At 58.6% G+C, this 18677-nt stretch carries 13 protein-coding genes and 2 pseudogenes; 10 read left to right on the top strand and 5 right to left on the bottom strand.

Translation table 11 applies throughout. From position 1 onward, the window contains the following. The first annotated feature begins 105 nt into the window (after positions 1 to 105). Positions 106 to 1158, top strand: coding sequence for a ParB N-terminal domain-containing protein (locus MHM86_RS15640; protein ID WP_239201191.1), 1053 nt, complete (start codon positions 106 to 108; stop codon positions 1156 to 1158). Between the two features lie 130 nt (positions 1159 to 1288). Here the strand turns inward: MHM86_RS15640 and MHM86_RS15645 are convergent, their stop codons facing one another. The 3 genes from MHM86_RS15645 to MHM86_RS15655 all read right to left on the bottom strand — a co-directional run bounded on the left by MHM86_RS15645 (position 1289) and on the right by MHM86_RS15655 (position 6064). Next, on the bottom strand, positions 1289 to 2557 hold the full coding sequence (locus MHM86_RS15645; RefSeq protein ID WP_239201192.1) for a capsule assembly Wzi family protein: 1269 nt from the start codon (positions 2555 to 2557) through the stop codon (positions 1289 to 1291). Between the two features lie 133 nt (positions 2558 to 2690). Beyond that, entirely contained in the window at positions 2691 to 4589 is a 1899-nt protein-coding gene (locus MHM86_RS15650) for an SDR family NAD(P)-dependent oxidoreductase (RefSeq protein WP_239201196.1), read from the bottom strand. Positions 4590 to 4840: 251 nt separating this feature from the next. Further along, the gene (locus tag MHM86_RS15655; RefSeq protein ID WP_239201198.1) at positions 4841 to 6064 is read right to left on the bottom strand and encodes a polysaccharide biosynthesis/export family protein; all 1224 of its coding nucleotides are present in this window, start codon (positions 6062 to 6064) and stop codon (positions 4841 to 4843) included. A 292-nt stretch (positions 6065 to 6356) separates the two neighbouring features. Here MHM86_RS15655 and MHM86_RS15660 point away from each other — a divergent pair, with 292 nt between their 5' ends. The 4 genes and pseudogenes from MHM86_RS15660 (at position 6357) to MHM86_RS15675 (ending at position 10918) form a co-directional block, all read left to right on the top strand. Then, a complete protein-coding gene (locus tag MHM86_RS15660; protein ID WP_239201201.1) occupies positions 6357 to 7685 on the top strand; it encodes a glycosyltransferase family 4 protein in 1329 nt (442 codons plus the stop codon). Between the two features lie 148 nt (positions 7686 to 7833). Further along, a pseudogene (locus MHM86_RS15665) lies at positions 7834 to 8777 on the top strand (IS3 family transposase); the annotation flags it as partial. A gap of 453 nt (positions 8778 to 9230) precedes the next feature. Continuing rightward, a pseudogene (locus MHM86_RS15670) lies at positions 9231 to 9359 on the top strand (GMC oxidoreductase); the annotation flags it as partial. A 644-nt stretch (positions 9360 to 10003) separates the two neighbouring features. Further along, positions 10004 to 10918: an AAA family ATPase gene (locus tag MHM86_RS15675; RefSeq protein WP_239201205.1), complete on the top strand. Its 915-nt coding sequence runs from the start codon at positions 10004 to 10006 to the stop codon at positions 10916 to 10918. Between the two features lie 808 nt (positions 10919 to 11726). On the opposite strand, the gene MHM86_RS15680 is transcribed toward MHM86_RS15675, so the two are convergent. Together MHM86_RS15680 and MHM86_RS15685 are read right to left on the bottom strand one after the other, a co-directional pair. Next, the gene (locus MHM86_RS15680; RefSeq protein WP_239201207.1) at positions 11727 to 12380 is read right to left on the bottom strand and encodes a DUF927 domain-containing protein; all 654 of its coding nucleotides are present in this window, start codon (positions 12378 to 12380) and stop codon (positions 11727 to 11729) included. 70 nt (positions 12381 to 12450) lie between these two features. Then, entirely contained in the window at positions 12451 to 13929 is a 1479-nt protein-coding gene (locus tag MHM86_RS15685) for a PLP-dependent aminotransferase family protein (RefSeq protein ID WP_239201209.1), read from the bottom strand. A gap of 89 nt (positions 13930 to 14018) precedes the next feature. Here MHM86_RS15685 and MHM86_RS15690 point away from each other — a divergent pair, with 89 nt between their 5' ends. The 5 genes from MHM86_RS15690 to cysK all read left to right on the top strand — a co-directional run bounded on the left by MHM86_RS15690 (position 14019) and on the right by cysK (position 18676). After that, a complete protein-coding gene (locus tag MHM86_RS15690) occupies positions 14019 to 14822 on the top strand; it encodes a YggS family pyridoxal phosphate-dependent enzyme (protein ID WP_239201210.1) in 804 nt (267 codons plus the stop codon). Positions 14823 to 14875: 53 nt separating this feature from the next. Further along, positions 14876 to 15703: an arginase family protein gene (locus MHM86_RS15695; protein ID WP_239201212.1), complete on the top strand. Its 828-nt coding sequence runs from the start codon at positions 14876 to 14878 to the stop codon at positions 15701 to 15703. Between the two features lie 119 nt (positions 15704 to 15822). After that, a complete protein-coding gene (locus MHM86_RS15700) occupies positions 15823 to 16695 on the top strand; it encodes a YqcI/YcgG family protein (protein WP_239201214.1) in 873 nt (290 codons plus the stop codon). Positions 16696 to 16708: 13 nt separating this feature from the next. Next, complete coding sequence (locus MHM86_RS15705) at positions 16709 to 17641, top strand: DMT family transporter (RefSeq protein WP_370644196.1); 933 nt, start codon at positions 16709 to 16711, stop codon at positions 17639 to 17641. A 48-nt stretch (positions 17642 to 17689) separates the two neighbouring features. Further along, on the top strand, positions 17690 to 18676 hold the full coding sequence (gene cysK, locus MHM86_RS15710; protein ID WP_239201218.1) for a cysteine synthase A: 987 nt from the start codon (positions 17690 to 17692) through the stop codon (positions 18674 to 18676). The last annotated feature ends 1 nt before the right edge of the window (position 18677 follow it).

Consider the following 18677-nt stretch of genomic DNA (forward strand, 5'->3'; position numbering starts at 1 on the left):
ATGTTTCGCGCGCGAAACATCTGCGTGCGCTGCGGTAACCGTCTCTTTGCCGCCCTGCCCTAGCCTTTTTCCAGAGTCTATTTCTGCAGTATCGGAGGATTAATCATGGCCAAACGCAAACGCCTCGCCCCGCCGAAAGCGGGCTTCCTCGCCTCCCCCGTGGCGGCGCCGATCCTGCCGGATGCCCCGGCTGAAGCTGCTCGCCGTGCGCCGCCCATTGCCGATGTGGCCGCCCATGCCAGCACCACCGCCGCACTAGAGGAAATGTCCGACACCCTGCGCCGCGCCCGTGAAGAGGGCCGCATGGCATTGGAATTGCCGCTGGATCAGATCGTCACCGATTATCTGGTGCGCGATCGCATCAACGTCGATGAGGGCGAGATGGAGGTTTTGATGACTTCCCTGCGCCAACGCGGCCAGCAAACCCCGATCGAGGTCGCCCCGCTGCCAGATGGTCGCTATGGGCTGATCTCTGGCTGGCGCCGCTTGCGGGCCATCACCCGCCTGTCAGAGGCGGGTGAAGCTCAGCCGCAGATCCTGGCCTTTCTGCGTCAGCCGGAACAGGCGTCTGATGCCTATCTGGCGATGGTTGAGGAAAACGAAATCCGCGTTGGCCTCAGCTATTATGAACGCGCCCGCATCGCGTCGCGCGCGGTAGAGCAGGGTGTTTACCCCGACACCCGCACCGCGCTGCGCAGTCTCTATCACGCCGCAAGTCGTGCCAAACGGTCCAAGATCGGCAGCTTCCTGACCTTGGTGACCCATCTCGATGGCGCGCTGCGTTTCCCTGAGGCGCTTGGCGAACGCGCTGGCCTATTTCTGGCCCGTGAGATTGAGGCGGCCCCTGCCCTCGCCAAAGGCATGAAGGCGCGGATCGAGGCGAACCCGCCAGAAAACCCCGCGGATGAGCTGGATCTGATCAACGCCACATTGGCAGCAGCTGCAGGGAAAGCGGCGGCGGAGAAGTCTAAAAAACAGTCTCTAAAACCCGAAATAGAGTCTAATATGACCCGAAAAATTCGCCCTGACCTGCAGGTGGTGCAACATGGTGCAGGTGGCAAGTTGACCGTAAAAGGCGCTGCTGTGGATGAAGCGCTGATCGTGGATCTGATCGACTGGCTCACCGCGCGGTCTGATGCGGATGAGGTGGCGAAATAGAGTCTATTTGGCTTGAATAGGGTCAATTGTTTCGCGCGCGAAACAATTCCGTATCCGTCTAATGGAAAAGAAAGGGCCTGTGATCATGCCGGATCACAGGCCCTTTCTATGTTTGGAAAACTGGACTGCCTCAGAATGAGGTCTGGAAGCTCACCCCAACACGGGTGCCTTTGTCAAAACCGGCGGTGTTCAGATCAAAGTCCTGATGCGCAATCAACGCGCTGACCGTGCCGCCCAGTAAGGGGCGCGACAGGCTCGCGGTGGCCACAAACCCGGTCGCCCGCGCGGTGGACAGGCGGTGGGTGGCCAGCGACTGATCGTTGATGGTGTAATGTCCGATGCTCCAGTTCACAGAGGTCTCATCCAGCTCATGCTTCATGTAGAGCGTGGTCGCCTTGCTCTGCGTATCGATGGCAGATCCCAGAACGACGCCGTTGTTGGCGTAGGAATAAGTGCCGTTTCGATAGGCCGTGTTGGCGCCGCAGAAACCGCCATCGGTGGCGGCGATGGTGGTGTCGGTGTGTTCCAGCGTGATCTGTGAACGGCTGCCGAAAAGGGTGGTATTCGTCTCTACGCCGCCCATATGCATCAGGCAGGAGGGGAAATATCCGGCCTCGTCCTCGCCGACGAACTGGTAATAAATCCGGCTACCACCGCCAAGATTCGGCAAGCTGTAGCTCAGCCCAATGCCTGCCATCTGGTTGGCACCGCTGGCGGCGCCGCTATTGGTGCTGCCGCCCAGAACCCGCAGGAGGGTTTCAAAATCCTGTGGTTGTCCCTCACCGCCGAACTGGGCGGTGCGGACAAAATCCACCTCAAGGTTCTCAATAGGGCGGATGCGGGCGCGCATACCCATGATCAGGGCATTGTCGGGCTGGCCTGCGTCATTGGTGGTGCCGATGAACACCTCCCCATCCCAGTCCCCTAACCAGCGCAGCACCGGCAGGTCGATGCTGCTGGGGCGGTCCTTGATCAGGTAGACGGAATCAAAGGCGGGTGCATTCTGCGACAGGATCAGGCTGCTGTATTGTGACGGCGACCAGTTGCGATCCACGCGCCCCACGCCCGCGCGCCAGTTCTGAGCGAAGCGCAGCGAAACATCATAGTTGATCAACGCGTCAAAATCGCCCGAGGCCTGATCATGCTGCGTCTGCCCCAAAGTGGCGGAGGCCGAGAGGTTGCCATAGTCTATCCGCCCGCTGATTGCCGCACCGTTGAAGCCGAGCGTGCCAAACCGTTCGCTGCGGGTCAGAAAATCCTCGCTGATGGTCCCAAGGGTCAGCGTGCCGCTGGCGGGCTCTGCCAGTGTCATGCCGGAGCTGAGCAGCGTTGCGGACAACAGGGAGGATGTGAAAGCAGCGGTGCTTTTGGATCGCTGGCGGCGGGGAAGGGGGTGCATATCAATAAACCTTAAATTTTTATTGGTTGTGAAAGAGGGCAGGGCGCAAGTCAATCGTCGACCCGTCAAAGCACGAGGATCGGCGTCCCCGTGCTGTTTTTGTGTCTGCTCTGTTGCTGAACCGCCCGCAGCCTTAAGCGGTTTGCAACACCTCGCCCGCTGCCTTGGCGTCGTCCGCTACGGGGCGCAGAAGGTGGCGCAGGGCGTCTTCGTCATAGTGGTCCATTGCGGTGGTAAAACTCTGCATCAACAGGCCATGTTCCACCGCCGTCGGACAGCCATCCTGTGCCATCAGCAGGTTCGGATTGGCCCCCAGCGGGATGCACCGTTCGCTGCAGGGGCAGCTTTCATGCAGCTCTTCGCCGGGACGCAGGCCGGAAAACCGCACCTCGACCCCAAAGGGGTTGCTTTCGCTGCGCACACCCTTGCCGGTCATGTCGATCACCTTGGTGACGAAATCCATGATGCGGTGGGGGGTGCCTTTGGACAGGTGGGCGGGACGGGTGTGCAGTTCCTTGCCAAAGGGCAGGGCGCCAAGGATCAGATCGGCGGCACGGGAGGTTGTGACAAAGAAACGGGTCATCTCTGCATCGGGCAGGGTGACGGTGTTATGAGTGAGGATCTGCTGTTCCAGCAGCGGGAAGATATCGCCAACCGGTCCCGCAGTGGGGCCGAAACGCAACAGGCTGACCTGCGTACCGCTGCCCTCTTGGGCAGCGGCCTGTCCCAGCAGCAGCTTTTCTGCCAGCCGCTGGGTGTGATCGACCAGATGGCGCGGTGTCGTGACATGTTCAGAGGACAGCTGCACCAGTTGGCTCACACCGTGGTCAATCGCGGCGTTTAGCAGGTTCACGGGGCCCAGAACATTGGTGGCGACCACATCAAACAGGTTGTCCTCTGACAGCTGCGGGTCGCCGTAATGGGCCGCGTTGATCAGGATATCGACCTGCGTTTGCCCCAGCAGTTGTTTCACCCGCCCCAGCGTCCCGATAGAGCCTGTTTTGCCCTTAATCACCGTGGCAGAACCACTGCGATGCACCAGCGTGTTGAGGCGCTGCATCACCGTCAGCAGGGCGGTTTCGCTGCGCTCCAGCAGGATGATTTTGGCTGGTTCAAAGCGGATCAGCTGTTGTGCCAGTTCCGACCCCACGCGGCCACCGGCCCCGGCAATAAAGACGGTTTTGCCGCGACAGGCGGCCAGCACCTCGGGGTTGCGGGCATTGGGGCTGGGGGCGCCATAGAGATCCTTGAACCGTTTGGCCTGCAACCCCAGTTCCAGCGATCGGTTGCCCACCTGATCTGAAAGATTGGGCAGTTCCATCACCTCAATCGGTTGGGTGGAGAGCGCGTCGAGGATTTCCTGACGCCGGTAGCTGGAGGCAGAAGGCATGGCGATCAGCACCCGCTTCAGCCCGTGTTTTTTGATCAATCGGCGCAGGGCGCTGACCGGATGCACCTTGAGGCCCGACACCATCAGCCCGTGCAGCTGACGATTGTCGTCGATGAAACAAACGGGGCGGTTTTCGCCGTTCTGACCCAATGCGGCGGCCAGCTGTTCGCCGGTGTTGCCCGCGCCATAGATCGCCACCGGCACCCGGCGGGCCTGACGGTCGCTGACGCGGTCAAAGAGGTAGCGGGTGCCGAAGTGCGACAGCACAGAGGTAACAAAGAACATCGCGCCAAAGATCACCGGCACCGAACGCGGCGCCGACAGGTTCAGCAGAAAACTGACCGCCATCGCGCAGACGGTGAGGAACGCGGCAGAGATGGCCAGCCGCATCAGCGTGTGATTTTCCACCGTATGGATCTTGATATGGTTGAGCCGCATGGCCCAGATCGTCGCCGCACCGATGGCCAGCATGGCGGGGAACAGCACCCAGTTGGCGCGAATCGGTTCACCGGGAACAATCATGCCGTAACGCAGAGCAAAGGCCGCGGCGAGGCTGAGCGCAATCAGCCCCACATCGACCGCAAACAGCACAGACCGCTTGGCCCGGCGCGGCAGGTTTTCAAGATTGTTGATGATAATCAATTCACTGTTCCCTAAGCGTGGTGCTGAATATGAATAGGCGTCAAAGACGATATTTGTTGTGCACTCTGTTTTTGCAGCCGCTGGCGCGGCAGGGGTGCCCTATAGGCTGCGGATGCAGGCGCAGTATAGCGCAGAGCAGGAGCGGACAAAACGATCCGCCCTGCACTCAGCATGTCTTTGCGCAGGGCGCTGTCAATGTTTGGGCACCGGCCATCCCTCAGACGATCGGTGCTGTGATCGTCTGGCCGTGCTTATTGCAGGCTGGCGGCACCCGTGTTCAACAGCAGCGGGAAGGCCTGTTGCAGGGCGCGGCCCCATGTGGTGATCGGCTGTTCCTGTACAAAGATGATGTCGTTCGGGCGCATCTCAAAATTGGTGGCCATGGCGACATTGACGATGTTTTTGGCGTTGAGGTGATAGGCGGTCAGCGCCTCACCATTGCTGCGTAGCACGTAGATTTGGGCCGGGTTGCCAGTCACGGTGGGGAAGCCGCCGTTTTCATAAAACACATCCGCCAGTGAGGATTTGACCTCAAAGGGCAGGGCGATGCGGCTTTGCTCGGACACTTCACCGGTCAGGTAGACGTGATCACGCGCCACCGCGCCCAGCTCCATCTTGGACTGAAAATTGGCGCGGCGCTCTTCTAGTTCGGCGCGGCGCTGTTCATAAGCATTGTCGACAAAGACCGAGTCACCGTCGCGCAGCACGGTTTTGCGCACCCGGGCGCTGGCATAGTAGTTGGCCAGCGGGATCTGGTAGAGGCGGCCGCCGCGATGAATGCGGATCGAAGCGTAGGCATGCTGGCCCGGGGAGATGCCGCCGGCAGCGGTGATCGCCTCATCCAGATGCAGCGGGTTGAGGGTGACCGGCACCAGCTGCGATTGCTGCACCGCGCCGTCGATCGATACACGTTTGGAGTTGAATTCGGCAATTTCCAGGCTGAATTCCGGATCCAGCTGGTTTTGCACCAGACGCTGGAATACACGCTCTTCGGCCTCTTCGATGGTCAGACCTTCGACCGCGACCGCGCCCACCTCTGGGATGGCGATGGCGCCGTCATCACGCACGGTGTAGGGCTGACGCTGGCTTTGGGCGGCAGACAGGCTGCTGGTTTGTTCCACCGCACCAATCGGTGCGGGGCGGCGGGTCGCCACCAGAATGACATCGCCCACGCCGATTTTGTAAGCGGTAGCTTCCACCGGTGGCGGCAGGCGCAGTTTCAACCCCTTTGGCGCTTTGGGGAGCTGGCCAGGGCTGACCGAGGTCCCACCGGCGATCTGCGAAAAGGCGGCAGGCAGGCGTTTGGGCTTGTAGGAACTGGTGTTGGCGCGCGCAACCGTGGCGGGTGTCATGGAGATAATGGACACGTCATAGGCTGTGCCTGTGTCGCTCACCTTGGGGCTGTTATAGGTGACGCCGCAGCTGGTCAGAAACATGCAGGACGCCAGAAGTGCAGCGCGGGGCAAGGTCAGCATATGGGAAATCCATTATCAGTCGTTCAATTGGGGCAGCTTTACCGTACTTGCGACACGCGGACCATACGGATTTTTAAACTTGTGGTCAGCTGCCGTATTTTTGTCAGTCGTTTTAGCCAGTCGTTTTTATCGGTGGGGATCGCAGACCTCTTTCGCATCGCGAAAGTTGAAAAGAGGCGTCTAAGCGATCATGCGGCTATAGCAATTGCGGTGCAATCTTTGCTAACAGCGGGGCAACGAGCTCTTTTTAACGATCCGCCTTTCGCGGCTGATGCGTATTCTGGAACAGGTAATGTTTGACGTAATTTCTGATGGCGGTGTGCTGCCGCTTCTTTTGGCTTTTGGCGTCAGCTTTGGCCTGTGTTGCCTCTTTGCTTTCGCGCCGCATCTGTTTTTGAACAAACAGCACATGCAAAATGACCTCAGCGCCCGTCAGGCGGAACACAAGCGCCCGACGCCGCGCATTGGCGGGGCGGCGGTGATTGTCGGCCTTTTTGTGGCCACGCTGGTCTATATGGGCCGGATTGAAGCGGACCTGCTGATGGCGCTCAGCGCCGGTGTGGTGGTCTTTGCCGTGGGCCTGCGCGAAGACATTCAGCGGGACATGTCGCCCAAGGTGCGTCTGATCGCGGCCTTTGCCTCTGCCGGTCTGGCGATTGTGCTGAGCGGCGCCATGGTGCCGCGCTTTGGTATTCCTTATGTCGATGGCGTTGTCGGGTTCTTTGGCGTGGGCATCCTGATCACCCTGTTGTGGTCGGCGGGGGCCTGCCATGCGCTCAACCTCATTGATGGGCTCAACGGTCTTGCCTCGGGCTACAGTATGCTGGCGGCGGCAGCTTACTTTGTTATCGGCGGCCTGAGCGGTCAGGCGGACGTGCAGCTGGTGGCGGCGATCCTGTTTGTGGCGCTCTTTGGGTTCTTTGTGCTGAACTGGCCTTACGGCCGGTTGTTTCTGGGCGATGCGGGGGCTTATGCGATCGGGCATGTGCTGTCCTGGCTCGGCATCATCCTCTTGATGCGCGATCCCGAAGGGGCCGGTCTGGCGGCGATTCTGATCCTGTTCTGGCCGGTGGCCGACACCGCCTTTGCCATTATCCGTCGCCGTCTCTTGGACAAAGAGACCGATCAGCCTGATCGTTTGCATTTCCACCATCTGGTGGTGCGCGCCCTGCGCCTGCTGATCCAGAAACGCCTGCGGCCCGAGTTTTTCAATCCCGCCGCCACGATGGTGATGCTGCCCTTTATCGCGGTCCCGGTGAGCGCAGGTGTGGTGTTCTGGAACAACGGCTTTGGCGCATTGGCCGCGCTGTTGTTTTTCGCACTGCTGTTCATCAGCACCTATGCGTTTTCCATGGACTACTTCAAAAGCCGCCGCTTCGCCGTCGGTGAATTACCCGCTGATGTGCAGGCCCAGCTGAAAGGCCACACGGTTGAGGTGTCGGACCTGTCGGGGCTGGTTGTGACCAACTCCACCGCAGTCTACGTCACCATCTACCGCCGCGCGGGACAGGAAGGCTGGAGTCTGTTGATAGACGGCGGTGTGACTGAGGCGCAGGTCTATGACCGGTTTGCGAGCGATGTCGAGGCGTGGGAGAGTTTTTGGAGTGGATCGAGGGCGTGATTTCCCTTGGAGTTCTGGGCCTGTCGCGGATTTGTTCCGTTCCTTTGACTTGGTATTTTGCCGCAAAGGAGAACGGAAATGGGCTTGGACCTGTCGCGGTTTGATGCCGCTCCTTTGATAGCATTTATTGCAACAAAGGAGACGAACTATGGGAATGAAACGCACGGACGAATTCCGGGCCGATGCAGTGCGGATCGCGCTGACAAGCGGGCTGACACGCAAGCAGGTTGCGTCTGATTTGGGCGTCGGTCTGTCGACGCTTAACAAATGGGTCACGGCACATCGCGACACTGGTGTTGTTTCCGACAAGGGTCTGGACCTTGCACGCGAGAATGAACGGCTTCGACGCGAGAACCGTATTCTCAAGGAGGAGAGGGGGATTCTAAAAAAGGCAACGCAGTTCTTCGCGGGCCAAAAGCCATGAGGTTCAAGTTCATCGAAGAACACTGTCACGCCTTTTGTACCAATCGGATGTGTGACGTGCTGGATGTCAGCTCCCGTGGCCTGCGCGCTTATCGCAGCCGACCAGCCAGTCAAAGGCAGCGAACCGATATGGTCGTTCTGGCCCACATCAAGGAGCAATCCCGTCTCAGCCTGGGCAGTTATGGCCGCCCACGGATGACCGAAGAGCTGAAAGAGCTGGGGCTGAACATCGGCCACCGCCGTGTCGGTCGACTGATGCGTGAGCACGGCATTCGGGTTGAAAGGTCAAAGAAATACAAGGTCACGACGGACAGCAACCATGCGTTCAACATTGCACCGAACCTGCTGAACCGAGACTTCTCAGCAGACAAACCCAACCAGAAATGGGCGGGCGACATAAGCTATGTATGGACCCGAGAAGGCTGGCTGTATCTCGCGGTGATCTTGGATTTGCATTCCCGCCGTATCATCGGCTGGGCGGTCAGCAATCGGATGAAACGTGATCTGGCGATCCGGGCCCTGAACATGGCGGTCGCGCTGCGGCAGCCGCACAAAGGCTGCATCCACCATACAGATCGCGGAAGTCAGTATTGCTCCCACGATTATCAGAAACTCCTGCGTCAGCACGGGTTCCGGTTATCGATGAGCGGCAAGGGCAATTGCTATGACTGTGAATATGGTACTGCGGCTTGATGGCCTGACCCATGCTACGATTGACCGCGTGTCATTGTGTTGACGTGTCGACCGTCAAGTCGCCCCGGCAACGGGCGAGATGTGACCTCATAGGAGCCTGACGGGGACGCCCCATCACAGTCCTGTCCTCTCGGTTCGGTGCCCGGGCAGTTCGCAAGCAACGAGGGCGCTATGAAGACCACCCATCCAGTAATTGTCGGCATCGACACTCATAAAGCAACCCATGTTGCCGTCGCTATTGATACCCAAGGCACTCGATTGGCAGCATTGTCCATTCCAGCAAATACGAAAGGGTATTTGGAGTTAGAGCGCTGGTCGCGGTCTCACGGAAAACACCGTCACGGACATCGTCAAGCGGCACCGCCAAAATGCCTTGTGATACGATCCTGCCTCCTACCGGAATCTAGTCCCTCAGCCGTAAGCGACCCCAAGGTGCATGGCATCGACGGGCTGCGGGTAGCGGATTGTTCGATCATGCCCGAACTAGTGTCTGGCAACACCAACGCCGCCACCATCATGATCGCCGAAAAAGCCGCAGATATGATCCGCGTAGTTTGAAACCGGTCAGCCAAGAACATGCGGAACCCGCCGTCAAGTTAGGGTGCCGGGCTTCTTGCCGTGATGCTCTTCCCATCATCAACATTTTGCAAAAGAGCCGAATACTCATTAATCGTTTAATAATTCATTTGATCCGCCAAAAGTTATTAAACGATCAGTGTCCAGGGAAAGATTTTAAGTAGCCAAGTTTTCTGCCGTTCCCCTTGAAAAGGTATTTCGTACTGATTACCTGCTTTGGCATGAAGATGACCAATCCGATAATACGAATATAAGAGCCAGCCTCCTTCGTGGGGGGCACTAATTCGTATTGGGTCGTGTCCCCAAAAATTCTCCGGACAGGCTGCGCGATGTACGCCCATGGTTTGTCCGAAAATCGGATCATCATCATGTTTTTATTTTTCAAATCCTCTGCCGTTTGCATGTCCTGCGTTGCTTAGCTCTACGTGCTGATGGGGGATGTGGTCGAAACGAGTATTGATGCACTTCACGGGGATCTGATCGCGGATGCGGTCTCTCTTTTGTCCGAGGTTTCACTTCCGGACATCGACATTCAGCAGGTTGCAATCTGGATCGAGGGCATGATCTCATCGCTGATTTAGCGCTGTAAGAGTCTATACGCCCCTCAGCACAAAAGAGTTTCTCAAATGGCTTTTCAGACTTCCACTGCGGCAAAATCGTCACGCACGCATGCTGTGTATCAGGTCCCACGTTCAGTGGACTGGCATGTCGAACAACGGCTGCCTGCCGCCGTCAAAAATGCACTGGCCCCAAAATTGATCGCGGTAGAGCGGATGTTTCAGGCCGCTGGATGTGATTTTCGGACAATTGTCGCGCTGGATTTCTCGAGCGGGCAAAGAGAGCCCAAACTGTCACTGGATCTTCGCGGTGTAGAAATCGCGCAAATCCAATCCCTTGCACGCACCCTGTCCGAAACCATCGGCGACGAATATGTCGACAGCATTCTGGATAGATCGACGCTCAGCCGGACGGATGCGACGCGCGCGGTGACGTCGAGGCTGAGTGATCATTTGTGTTTGTCCACTACGGAGCATGATGAATTGGAGGCTGCTCTGACGGCAGAGGTGCGGGCGAAATTTCCGACGTCAACAGGTCATCAACCCTCGCGACGGGATGCAGAGTTTTTCGCACAGCTAGAGACGGCAGACGGCCCTCTGCCGCTGGCGGGGCCAACGGATATGCACCAAATTGATGAGATGATCGCTGCAGTTTATGCGCAGGCACCGTGGCTCAATCGCCCATTGATGCGCATCTGGTCACTGATGAAAATGAGCCTCGGTAGCGGCACATTGATGCCGCCGATCCTGCTATGGGGGCCGGGCGGTACGGGCAAATCTGTACTTGCGCGGCTGATCGCTGAGGCTGCGCAGCTGCCTGCACTGGAGCTCGATGCCTCAGCAGGCGCGGCGGCATTTCGGATCGCTGGCGTGGAAGCGGGGCGTCTCAGGCGGATCGACCAGCCTGATCAATGCCCTGTTGCCGTTGCTGGACCGACAGTCCGCCACGCATTTTCGCTGCCCTGCGAGTGGCCTTGTTTGTGACATGTCCAAATCTCATGGGCATTGACTGCCAACGAAATTTCCGGACTTTCTCAGCCTTTCCTTAGTCGAGTTGAGGCCATTCATGTACCTGCACTTGATGAGCAACAGTATGTCCAGGCGCTGCAGCTGATGTGCCCAGATGATGACGCTGTCCGCGATGCTGTCCGGAAATTCATCGCCGAGGATTGGCGCCGCCCGGAATTCTCACTGCGTTTTCTGGCGCGGGTCATCGCACGTCTACGGTCAGAAAATGAGGAGCTAGTACATTGAATGGCGAGAGTCGCTTTCTACCACTTGTCAATGACCACGCGGGCCGCCACCTTACCGTATGGCGGCCCGCAGGAATTTACAGCAAATCCGGTCGTATTGCGCAGACGCGGGTGCCATTCGGAAAATCGGGCAGGCGCACTTTTTTCTGCAGGCGTTGCGCTTCCCCCCCTTTAATCAATGCCCCCGCTTCATCCGCAACTTTTGCTGCCAATTGAGGCGAATGCTCCGCGCAGATGACCTCCTCCCATGCACCTGGCAGAACATAGTACAGCCACGCGCCATCCTCTTGTTTGACCCTATATCCACAACGATCCCGCACCGGAAATTCATCCGTGCGTTCGTCAGTGCTGTCCTCTGCGGCGCCGCCTCGCAGTAAGCGCTCAAAACGGGAAGGGCCATGCGTTTCAAAAAAATGTTTCAGATGGCGCAGGGCTTGGCGACTTTCCTCAGATTCACCGCCACCACGTTGCGTTTTCCACCCGTGATAACAAGCAGTGATAGCCCGCAGAATCTGTGCATGTGAGATCGGGACGATACCCTAATCGCTGGCGAGTTGCCCTGCTGCTGCTACGAGTGCGAAACGCTCGGCTGCCCTCTGTACTTGGGGATCGTCATCATTTTCGAACAGCATTTCGTGAACGCGCGCGATGTACCGACGAGCCTGCGCAATATGCACACTACGCTCAACACAAAGCTTTTCCACAAAAGTTGGGCCCGCCAGCCCATAATGATCATCAGTGAGGCACTTTACTTTCTCAACCCACGCCCGCGATGACCCGAGGCCACAGGTGTCTTCGATCGTTTCTCTGGGCGCGTGCTCAATTGGAACATCAACCATGCGGACGGCCAATCCGCCCGTCATTTGGGACCTGTGACGCCCCTGCGTAATTTGTTGTGTCGCTGTTTTCTCACTGGACGACAAAACCAACGCGTTCCAGCTATTACGTTCGGCGGCAGACCCATCTTTGCGTGCGCGGCCTTTGCCCTGTCCGTTTGCAAGCATATAAATCAATTGTGAGGCGAGTTCAGGTGCCGCTACGGTCAATTCATCCAGAGGCAGCAACAAATCGTTGTGGTCAGCGATCATGCCCTCCGCGCCATTGCTGGTGTTATTCCAGTTTCGAACAAAACCCTCCTCACCGCCACCGCCCCAAACATGCCAACCCGCATATGAGTTTGCAACAGAGCCCAATATACGCGAGTATTCTCCCGGAATAGACGTTCATCGCGCGTTTTGGCAGTCCGCCTTGGAGCTCCAAAGCTTAGAGGCCAAGGTCTTGGATGGCCTTGTCCAGCAGGGAGACGCCTTTGACGATCCACGCCGGGTTGAGCGACGCATACCCCATCACCAGCCCGATCTGTTCGTTCTGGCTGTGCGACAAGGGCGGGTTGCAAAGCGGGCGAACGGAATAAAGCCCGACACCCAGCGTGCGGGCGCGATCGATCAGGTCTGGCTCTCGTGCGATGGGGATGTCGCGGAACCAGACCACAATATGCAGACCGGCCTCTGTTCCGCGGATGTCAACGCGGTCGCCAAAGGTGGCTTTCAGGGCGCTGATCAGGGTTTCCCGCCTGTGATTGTTCTTCCGGCGCTGCCTGCGAACGTGGCGTTCATATGTACCGCTTTGAATCAGGTCGGCCAAGGCCTCTTGTTCCAGTTGCGCGTTGTGCCGGTCTGCCAATTGTTTGGCAGTCGCGACAACGCTGACGAGCGTGTTAGGCACCACCGCATAGCCGATCCGCAGCGCAGGCGAGAGCGTTTTGGAAACGGTGCCGATATAGATCACACGGTCGTTCGGGTTCGACGCCCACAAGGGCGGCAAGGGTTTCACATCGTAGCGGTATTCGCTGTCATAGTCGTCTTCAACGATCCAGGCGTCTGAGCGTTTTGCCCAGTCCACTAGCTGCATGCGCCGGTCAATCGGCATCACTCCGCCCATGGGATATTGGTGCGATGGCGTCACATAGGCCAGCCGTGCCTGCAACCCCTCAAGCTGGTCGGTGACCAACCCATGGTCGTCGACCTCGATGGGGATGGCCGTGGCACCTGAGGCTTCGAATGACCACCGGGCCATCGCATAAGACGGGTTTTCAATCGCAAAGGTGTCGCCCGGGTCCAGCAGGATGCGTGAGAGCAGATCCAGCGCCTGTTGAGAGCCATTGACGATGATGATCTGGTCAAGGCTGCAATTGATCGACCGCGCCCGCCACAGGTAGCTTTGCAGTGCATGGCGCAACGCGTTAGAGCCGAACGGTTCGTGGTAGGACAGGACGTTTTGTTTGCGCAGCAAAACGCCGGTCACGGCGCGCCGCCATTGGGCGGTGGGAAAATCCTCGGACGCGATCTCTCCATACCGGAAATTGATCAGGTCAGGGGAAGAGCGGGGTGGCCGCAATTGGCCGATATCGATCAATCGGCGCCCATAGGCGCTTAGGCTTTCGGTCGCGGGATCTGCCTTTTCAGCACTGTCCGTCTTTTTGGTCGAAGCGGCGGGAAAGTTGACGGCGACCCGAGGGCGCATACCGTGACAGACAACAATATAGCCCTCGGCCGCCAATTGGTCATAGGCGGCGCTGACGGTTGTCCGGGACACGCCAATTTCCTCGGCGAGCGCCCGAGAAGAGGGAATCGGCTCGTCGGGCGCGTAATTTCCGCCCCTGATCTGGTCGCGCAGATTTGCACAGATCTCCCGGCGACCGATCCGATGCGCGCGATATTCCGCTTTTACCAACTGGACCACCGATTCATGAGAAAACTGGCCGTTTTATGAGTCCTAATTCATCTCTAAGGGTATATCAACTTGGATTAACACTCCGTTAAGATTTACGAATGGAGGTATTAAAGGTGCTGGAAGTGATTGCGCAAATGGACGAAAGCTCGCGATTTGGTGCGAGTCCGGAGGCGTTGTTCCATGCCCGTCTGGTCCAGATCGAACGCTGCATTGCACAGGCCTGTGCCAACGCCGGGCGCGAACGGTCGGATGTACGCCTGTTGCCGATCACCAAGACCGTGCCAGCCGAGATTCTGCGTCACGCCTATGCGGCCGGGCTGCGGGATTTCGCGGAAAACAAGGTGCAGGAAGCTCAGGGCAAGATCGACCTGCTGAACGATCTGCCGTTGCGTTGGACAATGGTCGGCCACCTGCAAAAGAACAAGGCCAAGCAGATGCTGGAATTCGCCCAGGAATTCCATGCGCTTGACAGCATGGCGCTGGCGGCGCGGTTGAACCGACTGTTGGCCGAACAAGGCCGGGTTCTGGATGTCTATGTTCAGGTGAACACCTCTGGCGAGGCCAGCAAGTACGGACTTGCCCCCCAAGACCTTCCAGCCTTCCTTGATGTGCTTGAGACCTGCACGCAGTTGCGCCCGCGCGGATTGATGACGCTGGCGGTGTTCAGCGGCGACCGTGACCGTGTTCGCGCGTGTTTTCGTATTTTGCGCAAGCTGCGCGATCAGTCGCTGGGCAACCACCCCGAAATTCGTGGTCTGTCCATGGGCATGTCGGGAGACTTTGAAGATGCCATTCGCGAAGGCGCCACGGTTGTCCGCATCGGGCAAGGCATCTTTGGACAACGCCCAACACCAGATGGCCACTACTGGCCGGGCACTGTGGCCACGCCTCCGCCTGCATAGTCAGTCGATTGATTTTCAGCCGAAAAGTTTCTGCCGAACAGGGGATCATAACCATGCTATTTAATTTGATCGTGTCGCAAGGCCGCGCTGCCGACAAAACCGCTATGACCATTCAGGGGGCGGCGCTCACCGCCAAGGCGCTGGAGCAGGAATACGGGCTCACGGCCACAACCGTGGGCACGCCCTCGGCGCCCGCCGACGACGATTGGACCGAAAGCCTGCCGCAGGCACAACCGACCCTGCAAGCGGTACAAGACGCAGTCGAAAGCAGCATTCAGAGCGGCAAGCTGACCGTGCTTGCGTCGAACACCTGTTCGATCAGCCTGGGGTCCTTGCCTGCGATGGCGCGCAACCATCCCGACGCGGTTCTGCTGTGGGTCGATGCGCATGGTGATTTCAACACGCCGGATACGACCGACTCGGGGTATCTGGGCGGCATGGTCGTGGCGGCGGCCTGCGGCCTTTGGGACAGCGGGCTTGGCGCGGGGCTGAAAGCGGATCAGGTGGTGTTTGTCGGCGCGCGCGACATCGACTCCAAGGAAGCAGAATTGATCGCGGGGGAAGGGGCCCGGATCATACCCGCCTCCGACGTGACGCCCGAGGCCGTCCTGAGCGCCGTGAACGGGCGCAAGGTGTGGATTCACATCGACTGGGACGTGCTGGAACCCGGCTATGTTCCCGCCGATTACAAAGTGTCCGGGGGCTTGCTGCCAGGCCAGATCCAGGCCATCTTGTCGGCGCTTTCGCCCGATCAGGTCCTGGGCCTCGAGGTCGCGGAGTTCCAGGTGCCGCCAGATGCCCAGCAGTCCGAAACCGAGCTCAAGACGATCCTTGAAATGCTCAGCCCCTTGCTGAGTCAAACCAGGGTCGTAGCCGCCTAAGGCACGATACTCCTTAGCTGAAACAATGACATGGACCCCGGGGCGGCAATGCTGCCGGCCCACCTGTTTTGCGCGGGCTTTTTCCGTGCCCAAGAGAGCAATTGAGGATTCCAAACAAGATGTTCGTTCAAACCTCACCCGGACCAGTAACCGAACGACGCCGCATTCAGGCTGGCAAACTGTTTATGAAACGGGAACTGTATTCCGGTGACCTTTTGGCCAGCCGCTGGCAGCGCAGTGCAATGGATGGCTTTGCCGAACGCGTCGGCAGCGAAAGCTTTCCTTGCCTGTTCGGGCGCAAGGCGTGGGCCAGCGATAACGTGCGTTTCGTCTTTGCCGAATGCAACGACGCAGGCGAATTCGATGACGTTCTGGTCGGGCTCACCGACTACACCAATTTCGTCAAAGACACCCCCCTGAACGACAGGCTGTTTTCACCGCTGGTGATGTTCTTCGAAGCGTCGAGGCTGGATTGCATCAGCCTGCACGACCTGGGCTGGCAGGTGCTGAACTGGGTGCACGGCATGGATCCCGCCACATGGCCCACGGACGTTGCCAGGGACCCAGATCAGCACAGCTGGTGTTTCTGTTTCAACGGGGTGCAGTTGTTCGTGAACATGAGCACGCCGGACCATCAAGTTCTGCGCAGCCGCAATCTAGGCGACTACCTGACCTTTGTCATAAATCCACGGGAAAACTTCGACGCAGTCGCCAGCATGCAGTCCCGGAGCGGTCGCCTTGTGCGTGACAATATCCGTAAACGGGTCGCCGATTACAACGGCGGCACGGTGCCTGAAGAATTAGGCTTTTTCGGCGACGAAGATAACCGGGAATGGCGGCAGTACCAGTTGGAAGAAACCAACCTAGCCCGGCCTGCGCAATGCCCGTTTTTACAAAAACCCATGCCACACGCCCCAGCCCGAACCGATGCTGCCGGCGGCGGCGTTTCCTCCGGATCTCGCAACGACGCGGCCCCGACCCAAACAGAATGACTGGAGAATAGGAATGTTACTTCCAACTGAACGGAGTCGCGGACTCCTTGAAATGATCGCGGCCATGATCGTCATGGGCACGGTCGGCTACTTTGTTCTAGAGTCGCAACTGGCGCCATATGACGTGGTGTTCTTTCGCTGCCTGTTTGGCGCGATCTTCCTTGCCCTTTACTGCTATACGCGGGGATTTCTGCGCAATACCGGCCTGACCCGCAAGACGCTGCTGATCGCAGCGCTGAGCGGCGTGTTTCTGGTCACCAACTGGGTGATGCTGTTCGCGTCGTTCAACGTTGCCTCGATCTCTACCTCGACGGTGATTTACCACACGCAGCCATTGTTCTTTGTTCTGATGGGGGTGCTGTTCCTGGGGGACAAGCTGACCCGGGACAAGCTGGCCTGGGTGCTTATCGCCTTTGCCGGTGTTGTACTGATCGTCGGCCCGGACATGGGCGAGTTCAGCTTTGCCTCGGCGGAATTGCTGGGCGTGTCGCTGGCGATTGGGGCGGCCATCTTGTACGCGGTCGTATCGATTATCGTGAAGCATCTCAAAGAGATCAAACCGCACCTGATCGCGTTGATTCAAGTTTCTGTCGGGGTCGTGTTGCTGGCGCCGCTGGCCAATCTTGAGGCGACAAGCGGCTTTTCCCAGGCGCAGTGGACCAACCTTCTGATCCTCGGCGCGTTTCATACCTGCCTGACCTACATTCTCATGTATTCGGCCTTCAAGAAACTGCCGACGCCGCTCATCGCCGTGTTGTCTTACATCTATCCGGTCGTGGCGATCCTCGTCGATTACTTCGCCTATGGCAAAGCCATGCACTTGGTGCAGATCGCCGGCGGCATGATGATCCTGTTTGCGGGTTACGCCGTGAACCAGGGCTTCCTGATCTTCCCGCGTGCGCAATCGCGCTCTGCCGTTGCCGCAACGCCCGTTAAACGGGACTGATCCCAACCATTTTTTGTCTCGAACCGCTCAATCAAAAGGTACCTCAAGATGGCTCTTTATAATTCCGTCCTCGACACCATCGGCAGAACCCCGATTGTCCGTCTCAACCACATAGCGCCGAAACACGTATCCGTTTACGTCAAGGTGGAATCCTTCAACCCCGGCGGTTCCGTCAAGGACCGGCTTGCGCTGGCGGTCGTGCTCGACGCCGAGCGGCGCGGCGAACTCAAGCCGGGCGATACGATTGTCGAATGCACTTCGGGCAATGTCGGCATCGCCTTTTCCATGGTGGCGGCCGCGCGCGGTTACAAATTCGTCGCCGTCATGGGGGATTCCTATTCCATCGAGCGCCGCAAGCTGATCCGTGCCTATGGCGGCAAGGTGATCCTGTTCCCCGGCCATCTGGGCAGCAGCGGCGGCAACAAGATCGCTGACGATCTGGCCGAGCGCCATGGCTGGTTCCGCGCCCGTCAGTTCGACAACCCGGCCAACCCGGCCTATCACCGCATGACCACCGCGTCCGAGATTCTGAGCGATTTTGCCAATCATCGCCTCGATTATTTCGTCGCCGGGTTCGGGACCAGCGGCACGGTGACCGGCGTTGGCCAGATGCTCAAACGGGCCCGTCCCGAGGTCAAGATCATCGCCGCCGAGCCGTCCAATGCGGCCATCATACAGGATGGTGTGTGGAACCCGCATCAGATCCAGGGGCTGGCGCCGAATTTCGTGCCCAGCGTCATGGATCAGAGCGTGGTCAGCGAGCTGCGCAAGATCGACGAAGTGGTGGCCCGCGACACATCGCGGCGGCTGTCGGTCGAAGAAGGCATCTTTGCGGGCATTTCCTCCGGGGCGAATGTCGCCACCGCGCTTGAGATCGCGCAGGACGCCCCCGAAGGCTCTGTGTTGCTGGCGGTGCTGCCCGACACCGGTGAACGGTATCTGTCCACGTTCCTCTTCGACGGCCTCTCTGAAGGGTCGGACGATGAATGGCTGGCCTCGCTCGATAGCACGCCCGAACTCGAACTTGCGATTTGAG

This window comes from Thalassobius sp. Cn5-15, assembly GCF_022347685.1.
In the GTDB taxonomy this organism is placed as follows: domain Bacteria; phylum Pseudomonadota; class Alphaproteobacteria; order Rhodobacterales; family Rhodobacteraceae; genus Thalassobius.